The organism is Methylobacterium sp. 174MFSha1.1, from assembly GCF_900116815.1.
Classification (GTDB): domain Bacteria; phylum Pseudomonadota; class Alphaproteobacteria; order Rhizobiales; family Beijerinckiaceae; genus Methylobacterium.
Genome location: NZ_FPCB01000008.1, coordinates 74,651 through 100,981, shown reverse-complemented (window position 1 = coordinate 100,981; position 26,331 = coordinate 74,651). Strand labels below are relative to the sequence as shown.

The 26,331-nt window shown below is 68.1% G+C and carries 21 protein-coding genes; 12 read left to right on the top strand and 9 right to left on the bottom strand.

Going from position 1 to position 26,331, the window contains the following annotated elements:
• The first annotated feature begins 97 nt into the window (after window positions 1–97).
• The 5 genes from BM430_RS06880 (at window position 98) to BM430_RS06860 (ending at window position 9,339) form a co-directional block, all read left to right on the top strand.
• Window positions 98–367 (top strand): DUF6489 family protein, encoded by a 270-nt coding sequence (locus tag BM430_RS06880; RefSeq protein ID WP_093566509.1) that lies wholly within the window; start codon window positions 98–100, stop codon window positions 365–367.
• A gap of 220 nt (window positions 368–587) precedes the next feature.
• Window positions 588–3,245 (top strand): pyruvate dehydrogenase (acetyl-transferring), homodimeric type, encoded by a 2,658-nt coding sequence (aceE, locus tag BM430_RS06875; protein WP_093566508.1) that lies wholly within the window; start codon window positions 588–590, stop codon window positions 3,243–3,245.
• 182 nt (window positions 3,246–3,427) lie between these two features.
• Complete coding sequence (gene aceF, locus BM430_RS06870; protein WP_093566659.1) at window positions 3,428–4,759, top strand: dihydrolipoyllysine-residue acetyltransferase; 1,332 nt, start codon at window positions 3,428–3,430, stop codon at window positions 4,757–4,759.
• A 29-nt stretch (window positions 4,760–4,788) separates the two neighbouring features.
• Entirely contained in the window at window positions 4,789–6,621 is a 1,833-nt protein-coding gene (gene lpdA, locus BM430_RS06865; RefSeq protein WP_093566507.1) for a dihydrolipoyl dehydrogenase, read from the top strand.
• Between the two features lie 438 nt (window positions 6,622–7,059).
• Window positions 7,060–9,339: an NADP-dependent malic enzyme gene (locus BM430_RS06860; protein WP_093566506.1), complete on the top strand. Its 2,280-nt coding sequence runs from the start codon at window positions 7,060–7,062 to the stop codon at window positions 9,337–9,339.
• A gap of 557 nt (window positions 9,340–9,896) precedes the next feature.
• Here the strand turns inward: BM430_RS06860 and BM430_RS06855 are convergent.
• Complete coding sequence (locus BM430_RS06855; protein WP_093566505.1) at window positions 9,897–11,246, bottom strand: NAD(P)H-dependent oxidoreductase; 1,350 nt, start codon at window positions 11,244–11,246, stop codon at window positions 9,897–9,899.
• 135 nt (window positions 11,247–11,381) lie between these two features.
• Here BM430_RS06855 and BM430_RS06850 point away from each other — a divergent pair, with 135 nt between their 5' ends.
• Window positions 11,382–11,831: a bleomycin resistance protein gene (locus BM430_RS06850; protein ID WP_093566504.1), complete on the top strand. Its 450-nt coding sequence runs from the start codon at window positions 11,382–11,384 to the stop codon at window positions 11,829–11,831.
• A 2-nt stretch (window positions 11,832–11,833) separates the two neighbouring features.
• A complete protein-coding gene (locus BM430_RS06845; RefSeq protein ID WP_093566503.1) occupies window positions 11,834–12,271 on the top strand; it encodes a bleomycin resistance protein in 438 nt (145 codons plus the stop codon).
• 146 nt (window positions 12,272–12,417) lie between these two features.
• Here the strand turns inward: BM430_RS06845 and BM430_RS06840 are convergent, their stop codons facing one another.
• The 3 genes from BM430_RS06840 to BM430_RS06830 all read right to left on the bottom strand — a co-directional run bounded on the left by BM430_RS06840 (window position 12,418) and on the right by BM430_RS06830 (window position 15,570).
• The gene (locus BM430_RS06840; protein WP_244539370.1) at window positions 12,418–14,280 is read right to left on the bottom strand and encodes a potassium transporter Kup; all 1,863 of its coding nucleotides are present in this window, start codon (window positions 14,278–14,280) and stop codon (window positions 12,418–12,420) included.
• Window positions 14,281–14,537: 257 nt separating this feature from the next.
• Window positions 14,538–15,209, bottom strand: coding sequence for a nucleotidyl transferase AbiEii/AbiGii toxin family protein (locus BM430_RS06835; RefSeq protein WP_244539354.1), 672 nt, complete (start codon window positions 15,207–15,209; stop codon window positions 14,538–14,540).
• Window positions 15,210–15,213: 4 nt separating this feature from the next.
• The gene (locus BM430_RS06830) at window positions 15,214–15,570 is read right to left on the bottom strand and encodes a hypothetical protein (RefSeq protein ID WP_244539353.1); all 357 of its coding nucleotides are present in this window, start codon (window positions 15,568–15,570) and stop codon (window positions 15,214–15,216) included.
• A 90-nt stretch (window positions 15,571–15,660) separates the two neighbouring features.
• On the opposite strand from BM430_RS06830, the gene BM430_RS06825 reads away from it, so the two are divergent.
• Both BM430_RS06825 and BM430_RS06820 read left to right on the top strand, forming a co-directional pair.
• Window positions 15,661–16,722, top strand: a complete 1,062-nt coding sequence (locus BM430_RS06825) for an SDR family oxidoreductase (protein WP_093566500.1) — start codon at window positions 15,661–15,663, stop codon at window positions 16,720–16,722.
• Window positions 16,723–16,853: 131 nt separating this feature from the next.
• Entirely contained in the window at window positions 16,854–19,235 is a 2,382-nt protein-coding gene (locus tag BM430_RS06820) for a methyl-accepting chemotaxis protein (RefSeq protein WP_093566499.1), read from the top strand.
• Between the two features lie 63 nt (window positions 19,236–19,298).
• Here the strand turns inward: BM430_RS06820 and BM430_RS34585 are convergent, their stop codons facing one another.
• The 3 genes from BM430_RS34585 to BM430_RS06810 all read right to left on the bottom strand — a co-directional run bounded on the left by BM430_RS34585 (window position 19,299) and on the right by BM430_RS06810 (window position 21,139).
• Entirely contained in the window at window positions 19,299–19,457 is a 159-nt protein-coding gene (locus BM430_RS34585; protein WP_177302961.1) for a hypothetical protein, read from the bottom strand.
• A gap of 87 nt (window positions 19,458–19,544) precedes the next feature.
• Window positions 19,545–20,324, bottom strand: coding sequence for a 2-keto-4-pentenoate hydratase (locus tag BM430_RS06815; RefSeq protein WP_093566498.1), 780 nt, complete (start codon window positions 20,322–20,324; stop codon window positions 19,545–19,547).
• On the bottom strand, window positions 20,321–21,139 hold the full coding sequence (locus BM430_RS06810; protein WP_093566497.1) for an SDR family NAD(P)-dependent oxidoreductase: 819 nt from the start codon (window positions 21,137–21,139) through the stop codon (window positions 20,321–20,323). The genes BM430_RS06815 and BM430_RS06810 overlap by 4 nt, the downstream gene beginning before the upstream one ends.
• Before the next feature lie 124 nt (window positions 21,140–21,263).
• On the opposite strand from BM430_RS06810, the gene BM430_RS06805 reads away from it, so the two are divergent.
• Entirely contained in the window at window positions 21,264–21,935 is a 672-nt protein-coding gene (locus tag BM430_RS06805) for an RraA family protein (RefSeq protein ID WP_093566496.1), read from the top strand.
• Here BM430_RS06805 and BM430_RS06800 read toward each other — a convergent pair.
• Together BM430_RS06800 and BM430_RS06795 are read right to left on the bottom strand one after the other, a co-directional pair.
• Window positions 21,925–22,560, bottom strand: a complete 636-nt coding sequence (locus BM430_RS06800) for a flavin reductase family protein (protein ID WP_093566495.1) — start codon at window positions 22,558–22,560, stop codon at window positions 21,925–21,927. The two genes, BM430_RS06805 and BM430_RS06800, sit on opposite strands and share 11 nt — an antisense overlap.
• A gap of 4 nt (window positions 22,561–22,564) precedes the next feature.
• Window positions 22,565–23,575, bottom strand: a complete 1,011-nt coding sequence (locus BM430_RS06795; RefSeq protein ID WP_093566494.1) for an acetamidase/formamidase family protein — start codon at window positions 23,573–23,575, stop codon at window positions 22,565–22,567.
• A gap of 127 nt (window positions 23,576–23,702) precedes the next feature.
• Between BM430_RS06795 and BM430_RS06790 the strand changes: the two genes are divergently transcribed.
• Together BM430_RS06790 and BM430_RS33840 are read left to right on the top strand one after the other, a co-directional pair.
• On the top strand, window positions 23,703–24,581 hold the full coding sequence (locus tag BM430_RS06790) for a beta-keto acid cleavage family enzyme (protein WP_093566493.1): 879 nt from the start codon (window positions 23,703–23,705) through the stop codon (window positions 24,579–24,581).
• A 305-nt stretch (window positions 24,582–24,886) separates the two neighbouring features.
• On the top strand, window positions 24,887–26,185 hold the full coding sequence (locus BM430_RS33840) for a hypothetical protein (RefSeq protein ID WP_143131970.1): 1,299 nt from the start codon (window positions 24,887–24,889) through the stop codon (window positions 26,183–26,185).
• The last annotated feature ends 146 nt before the right edge of the window (window positions 26,186–26,331 follow it).

Sequence of the window (26,331 nt, the reverse complement as noted above, 5' to 3'; positions counted from 1 at the left end):
CCTTGATATCACCGCATTTTTTTGCGGCCGGCCCGGTTCCCAGACGGGTCAAAAGGTGCTCTAAGCTCGATGCGGGGACCGAGTAAGGAAGTATGCGATGAAGTTCCGCGTCGAGGTCGATTGCACCCCGGTCGAGGCACGCCAGTTCGTTGGTCTTCCCAACGTCGAGCCGCTCCAGGCGGCGGTGATGGCCGAGGTCGAGCGGCGCATGATGGCCGAGATGGATCGCTTCTCGCCCGACGCGATCATGCGCAGCTGGTTCACCGTCTTCCCCCAGGGCGCGGACCAGATGCAGAACATGTTCCTCAAGATGTTCCAGCAGGGCTTCGGGGCATCGACGCCCCCCACGACCAAATCCGAGTCTTGAAGACGGCGCGAAGCCGTGATGTCTGTCGAGCCCGCGGCGGTTCCGGGTTTCCGCACTGCAACGACGCGGATGATGCGGATGCTCAGAACATCGGCCGCCGCCGGGTGAGCTAAACCCTTGCAATATCAGTCGGGTTGCGGAAGCATAGCGGTGGCACGAACAATGCTGACGCCTGCGGCAGCTCGACCCGCCGATCGAGTATGACCTTAGGGAGGATAACGTGGAACGCAGTCGCGATCTCGACCCCGTCGAGACCCAGGAGTGGCTCGACTCGCTCGACGGCGTGCTGGAGGTCGAAGGCCCGGATCGGGCGCACTTCCTCATCGAGCAGGTCATCGAGGGCGCCCGCAAGAAGGGCGCGCCGGTTCCGTACTCGGCCAACACCGCGTACCTGAACACGATTCCGGCCGACAAGCAGGACCCGCATCCGGGCGACCGGGTGATCGAGCACCGCATCCGCTCGGCGATCCGCTGGAACGCGATCGCCATCATCCTGCGCAACAACAAGGACTCGTCCGAGCTCGGCGGCCACATCGCCAGCTTCCAGTCCGCCGCGACCCTGTACGACACCGGCTTCATGCATTTCTGGCACGGCGCCGAGGGGGAGCGAGGCGGCGACCTGATCTACGTCCAGGGCCATTCCTCGCCGGGCATCTACGCCCGCGCCTACCTGGAAGGCCGCCTGACCGAGGAGCAGATGCTGAGCTTCCGCCAGGAAGTCGGCGGCAAGGGCCTCTCGTCCTACCCGCATCCCTGGCTGATGCCGGATTTCTGGCAGTTCCCGACCGTCTCGATGGGCTTAGGGCCCCTGATGGCGATCTACCAGGCGCGCTACCTCCGCTACCTGCACCATCGCGGTCTCGCCAACACCGACGGCCGCAAGGTCTGGGCCTTCATGGGCGACGGCGAGATGGACGAGCCGGAGTCGCTGGGCGCGATCTCGCTCGCCTCGCGCGAGAAGCTCGACAACCTGGTCTTCGTCATCAACTGCAACCTGCAGCGCCTCGACGGCCCGGTGCGCGGCAACGGCAAGATCGTCCAGGAGCTCGAGGCCAACTTCCGCGGCGCCGGCTGGAACGTCATCAAGGTGCTGTGGGGCTCGGGCTGGGACCAGCTGCTGGCCCGCGACACCACCGGCATGCTGGCGCGCCTGATGGAGGAGTGCGTCGACGGCGAGTACCAGGACTTCAAGTCGAAGAACGGCGCCTACATCCGCGAGCACTTCTTCGGCAAGTACCCGGAGACCGCCGCCCTGGTGAAGGACTGGAGCGACGACGACATCTGGCGTCTCACCCGCGGCGGCCACGACCCGAGCAAGGTCTTCGCGGCCTATTCGGCGGCGGTGAAGCACAAGGGCCAGCCGACCCTCATCCTCGCCAAGACCGTCAAGGGCTACGGCATGGGCGAGGCCGGCGAGGCCCAGAACATCACCCACCAGCAGAAGAAGATGGGTGAGGCGGTCCTCAAGCAGTTCCGCGACCGCTTCCAGATCGACCTGTCCGACGACCAGATCGCCGAGATCCCGTTCATCCGCTTCCCCGAGGGGTCGCCGGAGCACGAGTATCTGATGGCCCGCCGCAAGGCGCTGGGCGGTCCGCTCCCGGCCCGCCGGCAGCAATCGCAGGCCCTGCAGGTCCCGCCGCTCGACGCCTTCTCGGCCCAGCTGAAGGAGACCGCGGGCCGCGAGATCTCCACCACCATGGCGTTCGTGCGGGTGCTCAACACGCTCCTGCGCGACAAGAACATCGGCAACCGCATCGTGCCGATCGTGCCCGACGAGAGCCGGACCTTCGGCATGGAGGGCATGTTCCGGCAGTTCGGCATCTTCAGCCAGGTCGGCCAGCTCTACCGGCCGGAAGACGCCAACCAGCTGATGTACTACCGCGAGGACGAGAAGGGCCAGATGCTCCAGGAGGGCATCAACGAGGCCGGCGCGATGTCGTCCTGGATCGCGGCCGCGACCTCGTACTCCCACTCCGACGCGCCGACGATCCCGTTCTACATCTACTACTCGATGTTCGGGTTCCAGCGCATCGGCGACCTCGCCTGGGCCGCCGGCGACATGCGCGCCCGCGGCTTCATGATCGGCGGCACCGCCGGCCGCACGACCCTCAACGGCGAGGGCCTGCAGCACGAGGACGGCCACAGCCACCTGATCTCGGCCACCATCCCGAACTGCGTCTCCTACGACCCGACCTTCTCCTACGAGGTGGCGGTGATCGTGCAGGACGGCCTGCGCCGGATGTATGCCGAGCAGGAGGACGTGTTCTACTACATCACGGTGATGAACGAGAACTACGAGCATCCCGGCATGCCCGACGGGGCGGCGCCCGGGATCCTCAAGGGGATGTACCTGTTCCGCGAGGGCAAGGAGGGCGGGAAGCTCAAGGTCCAGCTGATGGGCTCGGGCACGATCCTGCGCGAGGTCATCGCCGGGGCCGAGCTGCTGGAGCAGGATTTCGGGATCTCGGCCGACATCTGGTCCTGCCCGAGCTTCACCGAGCTGCGCCGCGAGGCGATGGCGGCGGAGCGCTGGAACATGCTCCACCCGACCGAGCCGCAGAAGAAGTCCTACGTCGAGACCTGCCTTACGGGCCGTCAGGGCCCGGTGATCGCGGCGACCGACTACATGCGGCTCTTCGCCGACCAGATCCGCCCCTACGTGCCGGGCCGCTACAAGGTGCTCGGCACCGACGGCTTCGGCCGCTCGGATTACCGGGTGCGCCTGCGCGAGTTCTTCGAGGTCAACCGCTACTGGGTCGCCGTCGCGGCACTCAAGAGCCTGGCCGAGGAGGGCGCCGTGCCGGCCGCCAAGGTCGCCGAGGCGATCGCCAAGTACGGGCTGAACCCGGAGAAGCCGGCCCCCTGGACGGTCTGACGACGCACCGCGAAGCCTCCTCTCCCGCATCGCGGGAGGGGACGGCCTCGCGCGCCCGTCACCTGCCGGAGCGGCGCCCGATCGCATCGCCGTCGAGCACTGCTCCAGGCCTTTGATGTTGCCGCGTTTCTGACGACGAACCGGTGTCCACGCCGTCGGACAACGCATTACCTGCGTCAAGCATAGCAAAGAATTCGGGAGAGCGCGCAGTGTCGATCGAAGTGAAGATCCCCGATATCGGCGATTTCAAGGACATCCCGATCATCGAGATCCTGGTGAAGGAGGGGGACACCATCGGGGCCGAGGACCCGATCGTGTCGCTCGAATCCGACAAGGCGACGATGGAGGTGCCCTCCCCGTCGGCCGGCGTGATCGAGAAGATCCTGGTCAAGGTCGGCGACAAGGTGAGCGAGGGCAGCGCGGTCCTGCTGCTGAAGGGCGAGGGCGAGGAGAAGGCGCCCGCCGCCGCGGCCGCCGCGACCCCAAATGCCGGCGCGGCCCCCTCGGCCGACACCGCCGCCCTGATGCCGCAGCAGGAGCCGGATCCGGCCAAGCCCGCCGCTCCCCCGGTCTCCGCCCCGGCCTCGTCTGCGCCGGACTTCTCGAACGTGCATGCGAGCCCCGCCGTGCGGCGGCTGGCCCGCGAGCTCGGCGTCGACCTGACCGCACTCAAGGGCTCCGGCGAGAAGGGCCGGATCACCAAGGAGGACGTGAAGGGCTCGCTGGTGCGCTCCGCCGCCCCCGCTTCCGCCCCGGCCGCCGCCCCGACCGGCGGCATGGGCATTCCGGAGATCCCGGCGGTCGACTTCTCGAAGTTCGGCCCGACAGAGATCCGGCCGCTGCCGCGGATCAAGAAGATCTCCGGCCCGCACCTGCACCGCGCCTGGCTCAACGTGCCGCTCGTCACCCACTCGGACGAGTCGGACATCACCGAGACCGACGCCTACCGCAAGGAGCTCGACACCGCCGGCAAGGACAAGGGCTACCGCGTCACCCTGCTGTCGTTCCTGATCAAGGCCGCGGTCTCGGCCCTGCGCCAGCACCCGGAGTTCAACTCGTCGCTGAACCCCGAGAAGGACGCGCTGATCCTGAAGAAGTTCTACAACATCGGCGTCGCCGTCGACACGCCGGACGGCCTCGTCGTCCCGGTGGTCAAGGATGCCGACCGCAAGGGCATCGTCGAGATCAGCCAGGAGCTGGGCTCGCTGTCGAAGAAGGCCCGTGACGGCAAGCTCGGCAGCGGCGACATGCAGGGTGCCACCTTCACGATCTCCTCGCTCGGCGGCATCGGCGGCACCGGCTTCACGCCGCTCGTCAACGCCCCCGAGGTCGCGATCCTGGGCGTCGTGCGCTCCAAGATGGCCCCGGTCTGGAACGGCTCCGAGTTCAAGCCGCGGCTGATGCTGCCGCTGTCGGTCTCCTACGACCACCGCGTGATCGACGGCGCGCTGGCCGCGCGCTTCACCCGCCACCTCGCCCACGTCCTCGAGGACGTCCGGCGCCTCGTCGTCTGACGTCGAGACCAGAGTAACGAGGTGATCCGATGAGCAACGAAGTCCGTCTGCCGGACATCGGCGACTTCAAGAACGTTCCGGTGATCGAGGTGCTGGTCAAGGCCGGCGACACGATCGCCGTCGACGAGACCATCGTCGTCCTGGAATCCGACAAGGCGACCATGGACGTCCCCTCCTCCGTGGCCGGCAAGGTCGTGGAAGTGAAGGTCAAGCCCGGCGACAAGGTCACGGAAGGCGACCTGCTCCTGGTGCTGGAGGGTGCGGCCGCGGCCGGGCAAGCGAAGCCCGCGGTCGCCGACAAGGCGGCGCCGTCTCCCGCGGCGGCCGGCGGCTCGCCGCTCGCGGCGGGAACGGGCCAGGCCGGCTACGGCTCGCCCGCCACCGCCGGCGGGCAGGGTGCGTCCGCGGCACCCGCCCCCAAGGGCGCGGCCCCGGTCTCCGGCGAGGAGATGCGGGCCGAGGTGCTGGTGCTCGGCGCCGGTCCCGGCGGCTACACGGCGGCGTTCCGCGCCGCCGACCTCGGCAAGAAGGTGATCCTGGTCGAGCGCTGGCCGAGCCTCGGCGGGGTATGCCTCAATGTCGGCTGCATCCCCTCGAAGGCCCTGCTCCACGCCGCCAAGGTGATCGACGAGAGCCAGGCGATGGCTTCGCACGGCATCAGCTTCGCCGCGCCGCAGATCGACATCGATCAGCTCCGCAGCTGGAAGGAAGGCGTGGTCAAGCGCCTGACCGGCGGCCTCGGTGGCCTGGCCAAGCAGCGCAAGGTGACCGTCGTCACCGGCACCGCCCGCTTCGTCAGCCCGCACCAGATCGAGGTCGAGCACGAGGGCAAGACGACGATCATCGGCTTCGACAACGCGGTCATCGCCGCCGGCTCCGAGCCGATCAAGATGCCGTTCATCCCGCATGACGATCCGCGGGTGATCGACTCGACCGGGGCGCTGGAACTCGACGGGGTGCCGAAGCGCCTCCTCGTGATCGGCGGCGGCATCATCGGCCTCGAGATGGCGACGGTCTACCACGCGCTCGGGTCCAAGGTGACCATCGTCGAGCTGATGGACCAGATCATCCCGGGCGCCGACAAGGACATCGTCACGCCGCTCTTCAAGCGGATCTCGAAGCAGTACGAGGCGATCCACCTCAAGGCCAAGGTCACCGCCGTCGAGGCGCTGCCGGAAGGCCTCAAGGTGACGTTCGAGGGCGGCTCGGCGCCGGCGACCGACACCTTCGACAAGATCCTGGTCTCGGTCGGCCGCCGTCCCAACGGCAAGCTGATCGGCGCGGAGGCCGCCGGCGTCGCGGTGGACGAGCGGGGCTTCATCCCGGTCGACAAGCAGATGCGCACGACGGCGCCGCACATCTTCGCCATCGGCGACGTGGTCGGCCAGCCGATGCTCGCCCACAAGGCGGTGCACGAGGGCAAGGTCGCGGCGGAAGCGGCCGCGGGCAAGAACTCGTTCTTCGACGCCAAGGTGATCCCGTCGGTGGCCTACACCGATCCCGAAGTGGCCTGGGTCGGCCTGTCCGAGACCGAGGCCAAGGCCAAGGGCATCAAGGTCGGCAAGGGCGTGTTCCCCTGGGCGGCGAGCGGTCGCTCGCTGTCGCTCGGACGCGACGAGGGCCTGACCAAGGTGCTGTTCGACGAGGAATCGAACCGCATCGTCGGCTGCGGCATCGTCGGCCCCTCGGCCGGCGACCTGATCGCCGAGGCGGCGCTCGCCATCGAGATGGGGGCGGATGCGGAGGATATCGGCCTCACCATCCACCCGCACCCGACCCTGTCGGAGACGGTCGGCATGGCGGCCGAGGCCTTCGAGGGCACGATCACCGACCTCTACATGCCGAAGAAGAAGGCGCATTGAGGTAGGGCTTGTGGGGCGACGGCCACGCCGCCGTCCCGCTCCCGGATATCCTCACGGAGAGTGACCATTCCCCCTCCCCCCTCTGCGGGGGAGGGTGGCGAGCGGAGCGAGCCGGGAGAGGGGGCGCCGCTTCCGAATAGAGCGGAGCCGTTCTGACAGGAGCGAGCTGAATCAGCGTCGCGCTGCCCCTCTCCCGCCCGGCTCTGCCGGGCACCCTCCCCCGCAGAGGGGGGAGGGGAAGCCTGCGCCTCATTCGATATCGTCTGCGTCACTCGAGCCTGTTTGACAGGTCTATAGTTTCTCGCTTCCCGCCATCTTCAGCGGGATCACGACCCCAACCTTGAGCGTTGCCATTCCGAACGGCGCCCCCGAATGGCGCCGGCCGGGAAACGGTTTCGCGCGCCCGCCATCCCGCACGACACATCAGGAGGCCACGCCATGGACGAGCAACTCGAGAAGGCCGCCCTCGACTACCACCGCTTCCCGACGCCCGGCAAAATCGCCGTGCTGCCGACCAAGGACATGAGCACGCAGCGCGACCTCGCGCTCGCCTATTCGCCGGGCGTCGCCGCCGCCTGCCTCGCCATCGAGAAGGACCCGGCCCAGGCCGCCGAGCTCACCTCCCGCGGCAACCTCGTGGCGGTGATCTCGAACGGCACCGCGGTGCTGGGCCTCGGCAACATCGGCGCGCTCGCCGGCAAGCCGGTGATGGAGGGCAAGGGCTGCCTGTTCCGCAAGTTCGCCGGCATCGACGTGTTCGACATCGAGATCGACGAGACCGATCCGGACAAGCTCGTCGACATCATCGCGAGCCTGGAGCCGACCTTCGGGGGCATCAACCTCGAGGACATCAAGGCGCCGGAATGCTTCGTGATCGAGACCCGCCTGCGCGAGCGGATGAAGATCCCGGTCTTCCATGACGACCAGCACGGCACCGCGATCATCGCCGCCGCCGCGATCCTCAACGGCCTCGAGGTGGTCGGCAAGAAGATCGGCGAGGTGCGCGTCGTCTGCTCGGGCGCCGGTGCGGCGGCCATCGCCTGCCTCAACCTGCTGGTGAGCCTCGGCCTCGACAAGAAGAACGTTCTCGTCACCGACAGCCGCGGCGTCATCTACCAGGGCCGCAACAACCTCGACGCCCAGAAGGCGGAATACGCCCAGGTCACGGACGCCCGCACGCTGGCCGACGCGGTGCCGGGCGCCGACATCTTCCTCGGCCTCTCGGCCGCCGGCGCGCTGACGCCCGAGATGGTCAAGGGCATGGCCGACAAGCCCCTGATCCTGGCGCTGGCCAACCCCGAGCCCGAGATCCGGCCGGAAGCCGCCAAGGCCGTCCGCCCCGACGCGATCATCGCCACCGGCCGCTCGGACTATCCGAACCAGGTCAACAACGTCCTGTGCTTCCCGTTCATCTTCCGGGGCGCCCTCGACGTCGGCGCCACCACGATCAACGAGGAGATGAAGCTCGCCGCGGTGCGCGCCATCGCCGAACTCGCCCGGGCCGAGCAGTCGGACGTGGTGACGGCGGCCTACGGCACGCAGGACATCGCGTTCGGCCCCGACTACCTGATCCCGCGTCCCTTCGACCCGCGGCTGATCACCAAGGTCGCCCCGGCGGTGGCGCTCGCCGCCACCGAGAGCGGCGTCGCGACGAAGCCGATGCTCGACGTCGAGGCCTATCGCCGCTCGCTGGAGACCCGCGTCTACACCTCCGGCACGGTGATGCAGCCGGTCTTCGCCGCGGCGAGCGAGGCGGCCCGCGCCCGCGTGGCCTATGCCGAGGGCGAGGACGACCGGGTGCTGCGGGCCGCCCAGGTGGTGGTCGACGAGGGCCTGGCCCGGCCGGTGCTGGTCGGCCGCCGCGAGGTGATCGCCGACAAGATGAAGGCGCTCGGCCTGCGCATCGAGGTCGGCCGCGACGTCGACGTGCAGGACCTCGACGACGAAGGCTTCCAGGCCCAGGCCGCTGAAGGATACTACGCGCAGCGCCGGCGCCACGGCCTGTCGCGCGAGGTCGCGCTCGCGGAAGCGCGGCGCAATCCGACCCTCGTCGGCGCGATGCTGCTGAAGCTCGGCCAGGTCGACGGCCTGCTCTGCGGCGGCACCGGCTCCTATCACAGCCATCTGCGCCACGTGCGCGAGGTGATCGGGATGGCGCCGGGGGTGAAGGCGCTCACCGCGATGAGCCTCCTGCAGCTGCCGCGGCACACGCTGTTCATCTGCGACCCCTACATCCACCTCGATCCGGGCGCGGAGGAACTGGCCGACATGACGCTCTTGGCCGCGGCCGAGATGCGCCGCTTCGGCCAGACCCCGCGGGTGGCGCTCGTCTCGCATTCGAGCTTCGGCACCGCCCGCAACCCCTCGGCCGAGAAGATGCGCAAAGCGCTCTCGCTCATCACCGAGCGGGCGCCGGACCTCGAGGTCGAGGGCGAGATGCAGGCCGACGCGGCCTTGAGCCGGCCGCTGATGGAGCGGGTGTTCCCGGACTCGCGCCTCACCGCGGAGGCCAACCTCCTGGTGATGCCGAACCTGGATTCGGCCAACATCACGCTGAACGCGCTCAAGGTGGTGGCGGGTCAGGGCATCAGCGTCGGCCCGATCCTGCTCGGCGCCGCCGCCCCGGTCCACATCCTCACCCACACCACCACCGTGCGCGGCATCGTCAACATGACGGCGGTGACCGCGGTCGCGGCGGGAGCGGCGAAGGCGGGCTGAGGCGGGGTGGGACCGCCGGGCGTCGGGCCCGGCGGTCCCGCTTGATACTGCGCCCTCGGTCTTGTCCTGTCCGCTCCGGCACCGAGGACGCGCGGGATCCCCCTCCCCGATGGCGGAGGTGGAAAGGTGAGGCACGACCCGGACTTCGACCGGCGGGCATGGCGGGCGGCACAGCCTCGCGGACGTGATCGGGCCCCGGGATCGACGTCAGGCGCGCCGGGCTCGATCATGGGGTCGACCGCCGTCAGCATCGCGGCGGCCACGGTACGGATCACCTTCTTCGGGCCGCGCCGGCGCTCGAACTGCGCCTCGAGGTCGCTCGTCTTACCGCGAATCCCGACCAGGCCGCCTGGACCGCTGCGCGAGGTCCGGCGCACCATAGACGAACCGATTTCTCCGCCGACGGCACCTTCGCCATGCCTCGTGTTGCGTCCGCGAGGGACGGCGAAGCCGGTGACGAACCGATATCAACGGCCTCGCATTGTCGATGCCGAGTTCAGACCTGGGCTACCTCTGGCTTGGCGACCATGCGGCAACGGAACCAACGGCCGTTCGCATTACCCCGCCTCGCCCCGAAACACCGCCTCCATCTCGCGCCGGAACCGGATCGCCGGGTCGTCGGCCGAGAACGACACGTCGTCCCAACTCACGGGATGGCCGGCGGCGACCGGGCGGGTGAGGGTGAGGCCGTGGGCGAGCCCGATCGGCAGGCCGCCGGCCTTCAGCGAATCGGCAGCCGGCATCAGCTTGCCGTAGACGGTGTAGCCCCCCTCCCCGTCCAGGCGCTCGCCGGCCTTGAGGTCGCGCTTGGCCGTCGCCACCACGTCGCCGGAGAAGCCCCGTGTCGTGCCGGTGGGTTCGCCCCGCACGGCGATGCTGGCGACCGAGAGCCCGAGTTCGAGCCCGATCAGGTGGTAGGGCTTGTACATCGCGCTGTAGCGCCCGCTCGGGTCGGTCTTCAGGCCGTACTCCGAAAAACACTTGCGGACGTAGTCGGAGGGCGCCTCGAAGGTGGCGTAGACGCCCCAGCGCAGGTCGCGGAAGACCGGGCGGCCGTCGCGTTCGAGCGACGACACCACCTCGACCGTGCCGTCGACCGGCAGGATGCCGCCGACGGATTGAGGGCGCAGCAGGGTCGGCAGGTCGTCGACGCCGCAAGCCGGGAAGGCGAGGCCGGCGGGGGGCGGGGTCAGGTCGCAGGCATTGGCCACCACCGCCATCTCCAGCGCCGACTTGGTGCCGTCGAGGAAGGAGTTGAACATCTGCGGGTTGAAGTCGCCGCCGGCGACCTGCTCCTCCGAGAAGCCGTAATGGCCCCAGACCGTATCGGGGGTCGAGGCGTGGTAGACCGGCAGGTACTTCGTGCCCTTGCCGGCGCAGACCACCCGGAAGCCCGCCGTGCGGGCCCAGTCGACGATCTCGGCGATGAGCGCCGGCTGGTCGCCATAGGCGAAGGAATAGACGATGCCGGCCTCCGCCGCCCGGCGGGCGATCAGGGGTCCGGCGAGCGCGTCGGCCTCGACGTTGACCATCACGATGTGGCGGCGGTGCCGGCAGCAGGCGAGCGCGTGGCGGATGCCGGCGCCGGGATGGCCGGTCGCCTCGACGATCACCTCGATCCCGTCCGCGGCGATCAGCCCTTCGGCGTCGTCGGTGAGGAAGGTGGTGCCCTCCCGCATCGCCTCGGCGACGCTCCTCGCCGCGTAACGCTCCGCCGGCCAGCCGACCCGGGCGAGCGCCGCCTTCGCCCGCTGCGGAGCGAGATCGGCGATGCCGACGACGTGCAGCCCCGGCGTGCGCGGCGCCTGCGACAGGAACATCGAGCCGAACTTGCCGGCCCCGATCACCCCGATGCGTACCGGATTTCCGGCCTCCGCCCGCGCGGCGAGCTTGTGGTACAGGCTCATGTCCCCTCCCTGGGCGGCCTTTAAGGCCGCCTGCCCGATCGTTCGGCGCTCAGCGGGCGCCGTTGCGGGAACCGTCGGGGATCGGCAGCCTGAGGTCAACCGGCGCCGGGCGCGGGCCGGGAGGGAGAGAGAGGCATGGATTTCACCTTCGCGCGGCTGACCCCGGAACTCCTGATCACCGATCTCGCGGCCAGCCTGCATTTCTGGGTCGACCTGATCGGGTTCCGGGTCGCCTACGACCGGCCCGAGGACGGCTTCGCCTATCTCGACCTCGACGGGGCGCAGGTGATGCTGGAGACGCGCAACCCCGCCGCGCGGCAATGGGAGACCGGTCCGCTGGAGGCGCCGCTCGGGCGCGGCATCAACTTCGAGATCGGCGTCCCGGCGGTGGAGCCGATCCTGAGCCGTCTGGAGCGGGCCGGCTGGCCGCTCTACATGGCGGTCGAGGACAAGTGGTACCGGGCCGGCGGCAACGAGGTCGGGCAGCGCCAGTTCCTGGTGCAGGATCCGGACGGCTACCTGCTGCGCCCCGCCGCGAGCCTCGGACGGCGGCCGGTGGCCCGAGACCAAGTCGGGCGGGGCTGAGCATGACGATCACGCTGACGCGCGCGACGCTGGTTCCGGAACTCGTGGTCGCCGACCTTGCGGCCAGCCTGCGATTCTGGGTCGATCTGATCGGCTTCCGGATCGCCTATGACCGGCCGGAAAACCACTTCGCCTATCTCGACCGCGACGGGGCACAGGTGATGCTGGACCAGTACAACCCGTCCGCCCGGCACTGGCTGACCGGCTCGATGGAGCGGCCGCTGGGACGGGGCATCAACCTCCAGATCGAGGTCGCGGCGGTGGAGCCGATCCTGGACCGGTTGGAGGCGGCCGGGTGGCCGCTCTTCATGGCGGTCGAGGATGCGTGGTACCGCGCCGGTGCGATCGAGGTCGGCCAGCGCCAGTTCCTGGTGCAGGATCCGGATGGTTACCTGCTGCGGCTCGGGGCGAAGCTGGGGGAGCGGCCGGTGGGTGCGTGAGAGACGCACCACGTTTCCTTGGAGGAACCGGGCTGACGCCGCTCAAAATCCACAGAGTCATTCCGGGGCCGTGCAGCGGAGCCCGGAGTGACTCGGCGTGTGTCAGTTCTGCCGCGCGCAATGAAGCGGCGTGTGCCGAACCTCCCTCAGATCTCGATCTCCGTCCCCACCTCCACCACCTGCCGGGTCGGCACGCAGAAGAAGGCGCCGGTGCGCTCGCCGTTGCGCATCATGAAGGCGAACAGGGTCTCGCGCCACGTCGCCATGCCCTGGTGGTTGCGCTTGGGGATGACGGTCTCGTGGCCGACGAAGACCGTGACGTCCTCGACGAAGTCGGCCGGCAGGCCGCGATGCGCCACCGCGCAGGCCAGCCCCTCGGGGATCGAGGCCTCCTCCATGAAGCCGTAGCGCAGGGTCACCCGGTAGAGGTCGGGGGCGATTTGCGTCACCTCGGCGCGCTCGGAGGCCGGCACCACCGGCAGTTCCTCGTAGAGGGCGGTGACGATGGTGCAGCGCTCCGGCAGGGCGTGGCTGCGCTCCAGGAAACGGGTCATGTGGAGCGGGATGCCCTTGGTGGCCGCCGACAGGAACGCCGCCGCGCCGGGCAGGCGGATCGGCGGGTCGTCCCGCAGGCGCGCCAGGAACACGGCCTCGTCCTGGCGGGCGCCGACCCGGTAGGCCTCGATCAGCCGGGTGCCCTGGAGCCAGGTCAGCATCGTCGTGGCGACGATGGCGGTGAGCACCAGGGGGTACCAGCCGCCCTCGAACACCTTCACGCTGTTGGCCGACAGGAACACGAGGTCGATCACCAGGAACAGGCCGTTGACCGCGAGGACGAGGATCAGGTTGTAGCCCCAGCGCCGGGCGATCAGCCCGGCGAGCAGCGTCGTGATCGCCATCAGCAGCGAGACCGCGATGCCGTAGGCGCCGGCGAGCGCGTCGGAGGTCTCGAAGATCAGGACGGCGCTCAAGGTCGCGGCGGCGAGCAGCCAGTTGACGATCGGCACGTAGATCTGGCCGCGCTCGTCGCGCGCGGTGTGGATGATGCGGATATACGGCAGGAAGCCGAGCTGCACCGCCTGCTGGGTCAGCGAGAACACGCCCGAGATGATCGCCTGCGAGGCGATGACGGTGGCGAGCGTGGCGAGCCCGATCAGGGGATAATGCGCCCAGTCGGGGCTGAGGCGGTAGAACGGGTTCTCGATCGCGTCGGGCTCGGCGAGCAGCACCGCGCCCTGCCCGAAATAATTGATGACGAGGGCCGGCAGCACCAGGGCGAACCAGGCGAGCCGGATCGGCCGGGCGCCGAAATGGCCGAGATCGGCATACATCGCCTCGCCGCCGGTCACCGCCAGGAAGGCGGCGCCGAGCATCGCGAAGCTGACGCCAAAGCCCGCATGGGTGAGGAAGTCGACCGCCTTCAGCGGGTTGAGGGCGGCCAGGATCTGCGGCGATTGCAGGATGCCGCCTAGGCCCAGCAGCGCCAGGACGCAGAACCAGACCAGCATCACCGGCCCGAAGATCCGCCCGATGAAGGCCGCGCCCTTGCTCTGGATCAGGAACAGCCCGACCAGGATCACGAGGGTGATCGGCAGCACCGCGCGGGCGAGGCCGGGTGCCTCGACCTTCAGGCCCTCGACGGCGCTGAGCACCGAGATCGCCGGGGTGATCGCCCCGTCGCCGTAGAGGAGCGCGGCGCCGACGAGGCCGACGATGAGGAGGAGGCCGCCCCAGCTGCGCGGCTCGGCGTGGCGGGCGCCGAGCAGGGCCAGCATCGCCACGATGCCGCCCTCGCCGTGGTTGTCGGCGCGCAGGATCAGCACCGCGTATTTGAGCGAGACCACGATGATGAGCGCCCACAGGATCAGCGACACCGCGCCGATCACCGCGGCCGGCTCGGCCTGGCCGTGCCCGGCCGCCCGCACCGCCTCCTTGAAGGCGTAGAGCGGGCTCGTGCCGATATCGCCGTAGACGACCCCGAGGGCGCCGAGGAGCAGGGCGGGCTTCAGCCGCCGCTTCGGCTCGTGTGCCGAAGCCCTTTGGGCCGACGCCGCGTTCGACGAGGTTTCGTCCTCCGTGCCGATGAGCTGGCCCACGGGTCGCCTCCGCCGGCATGCCCGGGCGCTCAAGGCCCCGCTGCCGCGTCAAGGAACGCGGAGTTCGGCGCCGGGCTCCACCCGGTCATGGCCTAGGGCGAAGAAGCTATGCCCTGGCGGCAGGGCGCAACCCTTGTCCCGCCGCCGATGATCAGAGACGGCCGCCGGTCTCAAGGGCCGAGTGCGGCGTGAAGGACGGCCCGGGTCGCTGACTGGGCCTTGGGCAACAGATGCCGACTCTGCTCTCTCAGCATGAGCTGCGCCATCACGGCGGATGCGAAGGTCGGGTCCATCGCATCGACGACGGAGAGGGCATCGGAGCAACGCTCCGGTCCGCACGCCCTCATCGCATCGACGACGTACCCTTCACCGCAACGGTCGATGACGGCCGCCACATCGAACATGTCGCGGGGCTGGAGCCGAGATCCCCTGTACCGGATCTTCTTTGCGACGATCTCGCCGGGCGTCTCGAGACGAATGGTCCGCCCGGCGATCTCATGCGGACGAGCCTGCGCGGTCGTGACGGAGCCACAGCAGATAAAATCGATCTCGCCCATGCCGTCGAAGATCAGCTTCGCAACACGCGAGCCGTCGCTCCGATAGCCGTCCGGCTGCCTGCTCAACCGATAGTCTAGCGTTGCCGGATTCAGAAACGGCAGCAGCTGCGGGTCGTCGAAGAAAAGATCGATATCGTGACTCTCACGATGATCGATCTGCAGCATCAACGCCGTACCGCCGCCAAACGTCCAATCGAACGGGTAGGTTGCGGATATGGCCTGGTCGAGGATGCCGAGCGCCAGATCGAGCAGCCGCCCCCACTGGCTCTGTCGCGGGACGGGCACGGTCTCAACCGGCGAGAGGCAGCCGGTAACCCGCCTTGGATGCGAACTGAGTGGCCACCGTCTGCACCTGGTCCCGATCGATGCCCATCGCATCGACGAACTGCCTCTGCAGATCCTCGCGCACCTCCGAGAAGAACGCGAAGACCGAGGCATCGTTGGCGCTGACGCTGGCCGGATCGACGATTCTGGCGGCGAGCTGCCGCGCGGAGAGGTCGGCTCCGTAGGGAGCATTCACCGTCGACAGCACTGTCGTTGCCACATCGACCATGACGGCCTCTCGACCGGCCGAAACACTCGGCGCTGTCTCCAGATAGGCGCGTTCGGCGGACCCTACAAGGACGACGGCGAGACGGTTCGGCACGGCCGCCGACCGCAACGCGGAATTTCCCGCGGGACCCACCCGCCCGACGGGCGTTGTCCCGCCGACCAGGAACGAACAGAGGAACCGGACATGACGGAGACCGTGCTGATCGTCGGCGCAAGCGGGATCGTCGGCAGCGCCGCGGCGACGGTGATGGGGGAGGCCGGCTGGCGCGTGCTCGGGCTCGCCCGCAAGCCGCCGGCGCAGGACGGCGTGGTGCCGGTCGCCGCCGACCTCCAGGATCCCGACAGCCTGAAACAGGCCCTCGCGCCGCATCGGCCGACCCGGGTAGTGCTCTCGACCTGGATGCGCCGGCCGACCGAGGCCGAGATGATCCGGGTCAACGGCGCGATGGTGAAGAATCTCCTCGACGCCCTGCAACCGGCCGGCAGCGTGCGCCACGTCGCCCTGGTGACGGGGCTGAAGCACTATCTCGGCCCGTTCGAGGCCTATGGGAAGGGCGCGGTGCCCCAGACCCCGTTCCGCGAGGAGCAGGGCCGGCTGCCGGTCGAGAATTTCTACTACGCGCAGGAAGACGAGGTCTTCGCCGCGGCCAAGCGCGACGGCTTCGCGTGGAGCGTGCACCGCCCGCACACGATCATCGGCAAGGCGGTCGGCAACGCGATGAACATGGGCACTACGCTCGCGGTCTACGCCACGCTCTGCCGCGAGACCGGCCGGCCGTTCCGCTTTCCCGGTTCGCCCATGCAATGGAACGGGCTCACCGACATGACCGATGCGCGGCTCCTCGCTCGCCAATTGCTCTGGGCCTCGACCGCCCCCCAGGCCGAGAACCAGGATTTCAACGTGGTGAACGGCGACGTCTTCCGCTGGAGCTGGATGTGGGGCCGCATCGCCGCCTGGTTCGGGATCGAGCCGGCGCCCTTCGACGGCACGGTGCGGCCGCTGGAGCAGCAGATGGCCGGCGACGCTCCCCTCTGGGCCGAGATCGCCAGGAAACATGGCCTCGCCGAGCCGGACCTCGACCGCCTCGCCTCGCCCTGGCACACCGATGCCGATCTCGGCCGGCCGATCGAGGTCGTCACCGACATGAGCAAGAGCCGCCGCCTCGGCTTCCTCGACTACCAGCCCACCGACGACGCCTTCTTCGACCTGTTCGGGCGCCTGCGCGCCGACCGGCTGATCCCCTGACAGGATCCGGCGCCCCCGGCGCCGGATCCTCGGCAGCAGAATACGTCAGATCAACCTTAGGTTGTTGCGATATAGTAGGGATTGCTTCAGACCCTGTCGGTACCGTGGCTCTGACAAGGAGACATGTGAGAATGTCCATCAGGGCGCGCGTATTCGGGGGGTTCGGGCTGATCCTCCTTCTGACGGTCGCGGTCGCGGCGATCGGCTGGCAGAGCCTGACGGGCTTCGCCCGGCGGGTCGACACGGCGAACGCGGCACAGCTGCTGGCCGGCGAGATCGGGGAACTCGCTCTCGCCACCGACCGCGCCCTCAAGAGCGACGACGCGCGCCGGGACGACGCGCTCAAGGCGGCGATCGGCCGGGTGCGGGCGAGCGCCGGCGCCTTCTCGGGCCGCCTCGCGGGCGACCCGAAGGCGGCGGCGGCCGCCGCCGGGATCGGCAGCGCCCTCGACGGGTTCGAGGCCGCCGTGAAGGCCTTCGGCGCGCAGAAGAGCGAGAAAAGCGGGCTCCAGGACCGCCACGCCGCCCTGATCACCGAGCTGCAGACGAACGTCGCCGGCATCGGCGCGGCGCAGGAAGCCCAGCTCGCGGAGGCCGGCAAGGCGCTCGAACGGGCGCTGGCCGACCAGAAGAGCGCCACCAACACCGGGGTCGTGGTCGCCTTCGCGATCCGCTCGGCCCTCGAGATGCAGGTGCTGCAGGTTGGCTACCTCGCGGGCGACGGCGACGACGGCAAGCTCGAGATCCAGTCGAAGGTGAACTCGGTCGCGGTGCTGCTCCGCCGTCTCGGCGCCATGACCTCGACCGAGGCCGTCGAGCCGGCGGTGAAGGCCCTCGACGAGTATCGCGCCAAGCTCGAGGAGCCGCTGGGACCGGGGGGCAAGGCGGAGCGGTCGGAGGAGCTCGCGCCGCTGTTCGGCGGGCTGATCGTCGGCCTGCGCCAGGTCGAGCAGGCGCAGAACAACGCCCAGACCGCCGCCCAGGTGACGCTGCGCCAGCAGCAGGACAAGGTCGCCTCGGGCACGAGCCTGCTCGTCGCCAGCGGCAAGGCGATCACCGCCGCCAAGGAGGCCGAGCGGCTGGAGCAGCGCCTGATCCTGGCCCGCGACGCCGAGGCCGCCAAGGCCCTCGACGAGACCGCCGCCGCGCTGATCGACCAGGCCGAGACGATCCAGTACGGCGACATCGACACCGCCGCCCAGGCGGTCCTGCGCGACCTCGGCGCCAAGGTGCGGGCGTTCAAGGACAGCATCCCGGAGATCGTCAAGGCCAACGAGGCGCAGGCAAAAATCTTCGCCGACCTCGACCGGCGCGCGGCCGAGCTGGTCTCGGCGGCCCAGGGCATCGGCGCGAGCGAGCTCGCCCAGCTCGCCGCCGAGCGCGAGCGGGCCGTGTGGCTGCTCGCCGGCGGCGTCGGCCTCGCCTGCGCCATCGGGGCGGCGCTCGCCCTCCTGATCGGGCGCGGCATCACCCGGCCGATCGACCAGCTGTCGGGCGCCATGCGGGCGCTGGCCGGCGGCGACCTCGGCACCCAGGTGCCGGCGCAGGACCGCCGCGACGAGATCGGCGCGATGGCCGGCACCGTGCGGGTGTTCCGCGAGGCGCTCATCGCCAAGGACGAGGCCGACCGGACGTCGGCCGCCGAGGCCGCCGCCAAGGCCGAGCGGGCCGAGCGGCTCGACGCCGTGACCCGCTCCTTCGAGGCCAACGTGGTGGCGATGACCGAGACCCTGGCCGAGGCCGCCTCCGGCATGGAGACGACGGCGCGGGCCATGACCCAGGCCGCCGAGACCACCAACGGCCGCTCGGTCGAGGTGGCGGGCGCCGCCGAGCAGACGCTCGCCAACGTCCAGATGGTGGCGGCAGCGAGCGAGGAGCTCTCGGTCTCGATCGGCGGCATCGCCGCCCAGGTGGCGCAGTCCTCGGACATCGCCCGCGACGCGGTCGACCAGGCGCGCCGCACCGACGAGACGGTGCAGCGGCTGGTGAAGTCCGCCGACCAGATCGGCGACATCGTGGCGCTGATCTCCTCGATCGCCTCCCAGACCAACCTGCTCGCGCTCAACGCCACGATCGAGGCGGCCCGGGCCGGCGAGGCGGGCCGCGGCTTCGCGGTGGTCGCCGCCGAGGTCAAGGACCTGGCGAGCCAGACGAGCCGCGCCACCGCCGAGATCGCCCAGCAGATCGGCCACATCCAGGAGACCACCGGCGGCGTCGTGCAGGCGATCCGGGACATCTCGGGGGTGATCGAGCGGATGTCGGAGATCGCCGAGGGCGTCGCCGGCGCCGTCGACCAGCAGGGCTCGGCGACCCAGGAGATCGCCCGCAACGTCCAGCACGCGGCGCAAGGCACGCAGGCCGTGACGACCGGCATCGTGGCGGTGCAGCGCGAGGCCGGCAGCACGGGCGCTGCCGCAGCCGAGGTGCTCGGCGCGGCGGATCGGCTCGGGCGCTATGCCGGGGAACTGGAGCGCGAGGTGGCGGAGTTCTTGAAGGGGGTGAAGGCGGCCTGAGGCCGGGCCTTCACGGACGAGAATGCAGCAAGGGGGATGCGGCCGGCGCCGCATCCCCCTTTCTCATTGCGGGGGCCCGCCCGCATTCGCGGTCCAGACGACGTCGCCGTCGACGGCGTAGGGGCGGCAGGCCGGGTCCTTGGCGCGGCACCCGGCGAGGAGCGCCGGGAGCGGATCGGTCCCGGAATTGGCGGAGCCCCAGGACCCGTCCGGCGCGAGCACGAAGGCGCGGGGACGGCGCCGACATCGTCGACCACCGAATGCCATCGATCCAAGGTTGCAGCCCCATGCAACCCCGTGCACCGGCGGCTACGCCCCGACACGCACCGTCAGCTCGCCGAGACCCCCGAGCTCCGCCCGCACCACGTCCCCCGGCGCAATCGGCAGCGGCACCGTGGTGGTGCCGGTGGTGACGATCTCCCCAGCCCGCAGGGTGATGCCCTGCCCCGACAAGGCGTTGGCGAGCCAGGTCAGCGCGAGGCGCGGGTCGTCGAGGGCGTTGCCGCCGCGGCCCTCATGGGGCGCCCGCCCCTCGGCCCCGATCCGCGTCGGCATGGCGGCGAGGTCGAGTGTCTGCCAGCCCTCGGGCGCGGGTGGGCCGAGGACGAAGAGGTGGGCGCAGGCATTGTCGGCGATCAAGGCCGCCTCCCCTGCCCTCTCGAAGGCCGCGAGCCGCGAATCCGGGAACTCGATCGCCGGATGGGCGCCGGCCACCGCCGCCATCACCTCGTCGACGGTGTAGGGCTCCGGCCGCGGCGGCAGGTCGGATCCCATCCGGAAGGCCACCTCGGGCTCGGCCACCCGCATCTGGTTGCCGGCGAGCGGCACCACCGCGTCCGCGCTCAGGACCTGCTCGGCCAGGAGCCGCCCGGCGAGCGGCCCGTCGGCGCCGATATGGCGCTGGCCGGCGAGGCTCGTCGCGGCGATCTTCCAGCCGTAGAGGGGTTCAGCGCTGCGCGGCTCCAGGAGCGCCTGGATCCGGTACGCCTCCCCGCGATCGGTCGGCGCGAGGTCCGGCGGGATCGCATCAAGCAACCGGCCCTCGCGCCAGTGGCGCCAGAGCAGGTCCGAGGCGGCCTGACGTGTCACGCGACTCTCCCGGTCAGGCCGCCATCGACGGGCAGCGCCACGCCGGTGATGTAGGCGGCCTCGTCGGAGGCCAGGAAGAGCGCCGCGTTGGCGACGTCCCAGGCGGTGCCCATCCGGCCCATCGGGCAGGCGGCGTCGCGGGCGCGCACCATCGCCTCCGGATCCTGGTACTGGCCGGAGATCTGCTGGTGGATCAGCGGCGTGTTCATCAGCCCGGGCATGATCGCGTTCGCCCGGATTCCGTCCTTCGCGTATTGCAGCGCCAGTCCCAAGGTGAAGTTGTTCACCGCGGCCTTGGCGGCATAGTAGGCGGCGTACGGATAGCCGGTGTAGCGGATCGCCGCCGCCGACGAGATGTTGACGATGCTGCCCGCGCGCTGCGCCAGCATGTGCGGCAGCACGTGCTTGCAGGTGAGAAAGCAGGTGGTCAGGTTGAGATCGAGGGTGCGGTGCCAGTCGGCCTCGCTCAATTCGACCGGGCCGCCCATCTGCGCGTAGCCGACGTTGTTGTGCAGCACGTCGATGCGCCCTTGCGCCGCCATCACCTCGGCGACGAGGGCCGCGACCGCCTCCGAGTTCGTGGCGTCGCACGACGCGGCCGTGGCGGCGCCGTCCTCGCGCCGGATGATCTCGGCGGTTTCTTCGGCCGCCTCGCGGCGCACGTCGACGCAGACCACCCGGGCGCCGTGGCGCGCGAAGGTCACCGCCGCGGCCTTGCCGTTGCCCCAGCCCGGCCCCGCCGAGCCGGCGCCGAACAGCAGAGCCACCTTGCCCTCGAGCCGCCGCGAGCCCGGGGCGCTTCCGCCCTCCGCCATGTCGTCCTCCCTTGCGGCTCCCTGAGGGGGCCATGTTGTCCTCGCGCCTGTCGGCGCGTTGCGGGTCAGCCTATAGAGATCGGAGACCGGCCGCAAAGCGAAGACGGCCGCGAGAGGAGACGCCATGCCGACCCGCATCATCGCCGAGACCCCGCCCCGCCTGTCCGCCGACCTGATCAAGCGCTTCGCCGCCGTGCCGGTGGCGGTGGTGGTCGACCTCCTGGAGGGCCGCACCCAGGTCGATCCGGCGATCCGGCCGCTGCGGCGCATCGCCGGCGGTCCGAGCCTGCTGGGCAGCGCCGTCACCGCGTCCTGCGATCCGAAGGATTACGGCGCCGTCCACCACGCGATCGCGGTGGCCGAGGCCGGCGACGTGGTGGTGATCGATGCCGGCGGGCGCGGCGACGTCGCGATGATCGGCGACCTGCTCTCGACGGCCGCGCGGCGCAAGGGCATCGTCGGGCTCGTCGCCGACGGGGCGGTGCGCGACACCGGCATCCTCGGCGGCTGGAGCGACTTCGCGGTGTTCACCCGCCACGTCACGGCGCGCGGCCCGGCCTCGAAGGACGGCGGCACGGTCGATGCCCCGGTCACGATCGGCGGCGCCCCGGTGCGCCCGCGCGACCTGATCCTCGGCGACGACGACGGCGTCGTGGTGATCCCGCGCGAGGCGGCGGAAGACCTGATCGCCAGGGCCGAGGAGCGGGCCCAGGCCGAGATCGGCTGGGAGAAGCGGCTCTCGGCCGGGGAGACCACGCTGGCGGTGTTCGGGGTGCCGGACGCGGTCAGGGGCTGAGGCGGAACGCCCTCACGTCCTCCGGCGTGACCCGGGGCACCGCGAAGCGGTCCCCGGTGCGGGCGTAGAGGTCGCCGTAGAGCCGGGCGACCGGCAGGAAGGCACCATCGCGCAGGTGGCGCCCGTCCGGGGTGAAGAGATCGTCGCGGGCGTGCAGCGACACCACCTGCCCGAGCACGATCCGGCGCTCGGGCGAGAGGTCGATCACCGTGTGGGTGCGGCAGCCGAGGCTCGCCGGCGCCTCGGCGATCCGCCCCGGCCCGACGCCGGTGCAGGGCCGAAGCGTCAGCCCCGCCGCCGGGATCTCGCTCTCCCCGTGCGGGAACTCGGCGCCGCAGATGTTCATCGCCGGCACCATCGCCTCGTCGACGAGGTTGACCACGAACTCGCCCGTCTCGGCGATGTAGCGGGGGGTGTCCTTCTGGGTGCCGTCGGAGCGCAGGTTGAAGCTCAAGGCGACGATCGGCGGCTCCTCGGCGAGCACCTGGAAGAAGCTGATCGGCGCCGCGTTGTCGGTGCCGTCGCCCGAGCGCGTGGTCACGAGGGCGATCGGCCGCGGCGTCACCAGGGCGGTGAGCAGGCGGTAGCGGTCGCGGGGCGGGAGTTCGTCGAAGCGGAGGTCCATGCGCTCACAGCGTCCCGGGATTCGCGCCGTTCGGCAAGGAGTTTTCGGGCGAAGGGCTTGCGGGCGAAGGGTTTGCGGGCAAGGCGCTCTTCGGCAGCAGCATGTGCACGCCCTTGTTGCCGTCCACCGTCTGGGTGATGCGCAGGTTCCCGGCGAGCGAGCACAGCATGTAGGCCTGGTTGCGGGTGAGGTGCGTGCGGGCGCAGACGTGGCGGATCATCTCGCGCACCGCCTGGCGCATCGCCTCGTCCAGGCTCTCGTGCAGGCCGATGGACATCAGGTCGGTCGGCGTCTCGGCGAAGGGCCAGTCGAAGGCGAGATCCTTCCGCAACGTCAGCCGGAACGTGCCGGTCAGCCCGGTCTCGAGCGCGGTGATGCAGACCTCGCCGTCGCCCTGCACCCCATGGCCGTCGCCGGCATAGAACCCGGCACCCTCGGCGAGGACCGGCAGGTAGAGGGTGGTGCCGGCCTTCAGCTCCTTGTTGTCCATGTTGCCGCCGAAGCGGCGCGGCACCGGCGAGGTGACCCTGCCCCAGGCCGGCGGCGGAGAGGTGGCGAGGATGCCGAAGAACGGATCGAGCGGCAGCTCCGTGCCCCAGGGCAGCACCGCGACGCCGCGCTCCGCATCGATGTCCGGGTGGATGGTCTCGTAATCCTCGAACTCGTCCGGGAGCGTGCCGAGGAGCGGTAGGATCGCCACGAACCCCCAATCCATCCGGAACTTCAGGTCGAGGATGTCGACCTGCAGCACGTCGCCCGGCACCGCGCCGCGGACATGGACCGGCCCGGTGACGAAGTGCGGGCCGATTCCCGGCGAGAGCGCGTCGAGGGCGGCGAGGTAATCGGCCGGGTGGCGGGCGGGATCGGGATGGAGCGAGGCCCGCCCGCCGGCCGGATGGGAATGCAGCGTGACGGTGTCGCCGGATTCCACCGTCAGCACCGGCGGCAGGGCGGCGTCGAAGTAGCCCAGCACCATCGTGTCGGGCGTGGCGGGAATCTCGTGGTGCGTCGGCATGGATCCTCCCGGGGTGTTGGCTCCTCGACTCCTGCAAGAGCCGAGCCGAGGGCAAGAGCCGAGCCGCCACGGGAGACAGCGCCCCGCGGCCGGCGCATGATGCCGGCAAAATGACGGGAGGTACGCGATGGCGGAGATCTGGATCGAGGCGGCCCTGAACGGGCCGTGGGGGCGCGAGCGCCAGCCCGGCATCCCGATCACGGTCGAGGAGGTGGTGGCCGACGGGCTCGCCGCCGCCGAGGCGGGGGCGGCGATCGTCCACGTCCACGCCTACGACCCCGAGACCGGACGCCAGAACGACGCCTGGGAGACCTATGCCCGCATCATCGAGGGCATCCGGGCGAAGGCCGACGTGATCGTCTACCCGACGATCCCGCTCGCCGGCTCGGACTACGCTGCGAGCGCGGCGAAGCGCTACGCCCATACCGAGGAGCTGGCCCGGCGCGGCCTGATCGAGTGGGCGGTGTGCGATCCCGGCTCGACCACCTTCCTGCGCTACGACGAGGTCTCGGCCGAGGCGAGCGGCTTTCTCTACCAGAATCCGATGGCCGACATCCGCGAGGGCCTGCGCATCGCCCGCACCCACCGCATCCGCCCGGGCTACGCCATCTACGAGCCGGGCTTCACGCGGCTGGGCGCGGCGTTGGCCGCCCTTGAGCCGCGCCCGCCGGTGCCGGTCTACCGCTTCATGTTCTCCGACGAGTTCGCCTGGGGGTTTCCGCCGCGGGAGGCCTATCTCGCCGCGCATCTGGCGCTGCTGGCCGAATGCGCGCCGGGCGCGCCCTGGATGGTGGCGGGCCTCGGCGTCGACATCCTGCCGCTGGTGCCGGCGGCGGTGGCGCGGGGCGGTCACGTCCGGGTCGGGCTGGAGGACGCGCCTTGGGGGAGTGCGTGGAGCAACCGGGACTGGGTCGAGGCGGCGCGGCGGGCGATCGAGGCGGCCGGGGGGACGGTGGCGGGGGCGGGGGCGGTGCGACGGGATCTGACAGCGTATGATCTGAGTTGATAAAAATTACAGGATCACTACTTGTGTACATATTTAATATTAAATTAATAGATTATTATTATATTTTTTTATCTATTTTATGCTTATAAGTAAATATATCTAATCTGTCGCAATACTATAAAAAATCTCTTGTCGCTGCTTTTTTTGGTAAACATACCGGACTCGACATTAAGATATTTATGCGACAAACTGCACATTCGGCAGTCTTGAGGCACAGGTAAAATAAAGCGAGGTATCCCGATTTAAAAACAATCACAAAGAAAATCATCACCAGCTCTTCCGGTCGGTAATTTTTGTGAGAAAACATGACGGCAGAAATCGTTATTATCAATCAGCAAGCAGTTGCGCTTGCTGCAGATAGTGCAGTTACAATCGGAAAAAATAGAGTCTGGAAACACGCAAATAAATTGTTTTCTTTCGGACCTGCCAATGACATAGGAGTAATGATCTACAATAGCGGAGATTTTTTGAGCGTTCCATGGGAAGTTATTGTGAAGGAATTTAAGTATAAAGTCAAAGATAGAATTTTTGATAATCTTAATGATTTTGCTGATGAGTTTGTAAGTTTTGTTAAATCAGATAAATTTGCATCTCATGATTTCGAGGAGGTAAGTTTTGCACTTATATTTGCAGAATCTCTCGAAGATCTAAGGGGTGAGAATAAATATAATGCTAGATCAGAAATACAAGATGATATTTTAAATAAAATTAGCAGACTCGAAAGGAATATTCATAATTCGACAGAGATAAATGTTCCCTTCGATTATTTGAAATTTAAAAGATATTTTAAGAAATTGATAAAGGATCTTGTTATCGAAGAATTTGGTATGGGTATTGGCAATTATCCTCTGGAAGCCGTGATAAGATATCTATATCTTGTCATAAGCCACGAGATAGAGTCAGAATATTATACGGGAGTTGTCATCGCAGGATATGGACGGGAAGAGTTATTTCCAAGTATATCTCATCATGTCTTCGATGGTAAATGCATGGGGCTTACTAGAACATGGAGATCAAACAAATGTTTTGACTTAAATAAAAAACGTAATCAAGATGCTGCGATCATACCTTTTGCACAAGCAGATATTGCTCAATTATTTCTTGAGGGAATTGCGCCTCAGTATTTAAGATTCCTTTCAAAAACTTTCGTGCAAGTTTTAAGAGGTAAGACTGATAAAATGATAGATGATTTGGTTTTAGATGCAGACGAAAGAATAGTTGAAAAATTTATACAAAGTAAAGAAATTAAATCTATGATTGAAGATTTTGGAAAGCAATTCAAGGATTATCGACGGCAAGCTTTTATAAAACCAATTTTAGATACCATTCGCGCACTTCCTAAAGAAGAAATGGCATACATGGCTAGAGCGATGGTCGAAATAACAGCATTGCGGCGAAGATTTGCCTCCGCTGTCGAGTCGGTAGGAGGAGAGATCGATGTAGCAATAATATCGAAAAGCGATGGCTTTGTGTGGATAAACAGGAAACATTATTTCGATCTTGACTTAAACCCTGATTTCCTGCAAAGAAGATCGTTCAGCGGTGGAGGCGGCAATGGTATCAGGAAAGCGCAAAAGCATCGAATACCCCGAGCGCAGCCCTAGATCCGCCATGGGATTAATTAATAGACGCGAGCAGACCCCATCCCCTGAAGAGGCGGCAGAAAAAGCAGCAAAGAGCATTTTGCTAGCCGGCGAGAGCAGGCGTCGACAGGAACTTAAAATAATCCATGGTTCCGAGTAGGCATCAA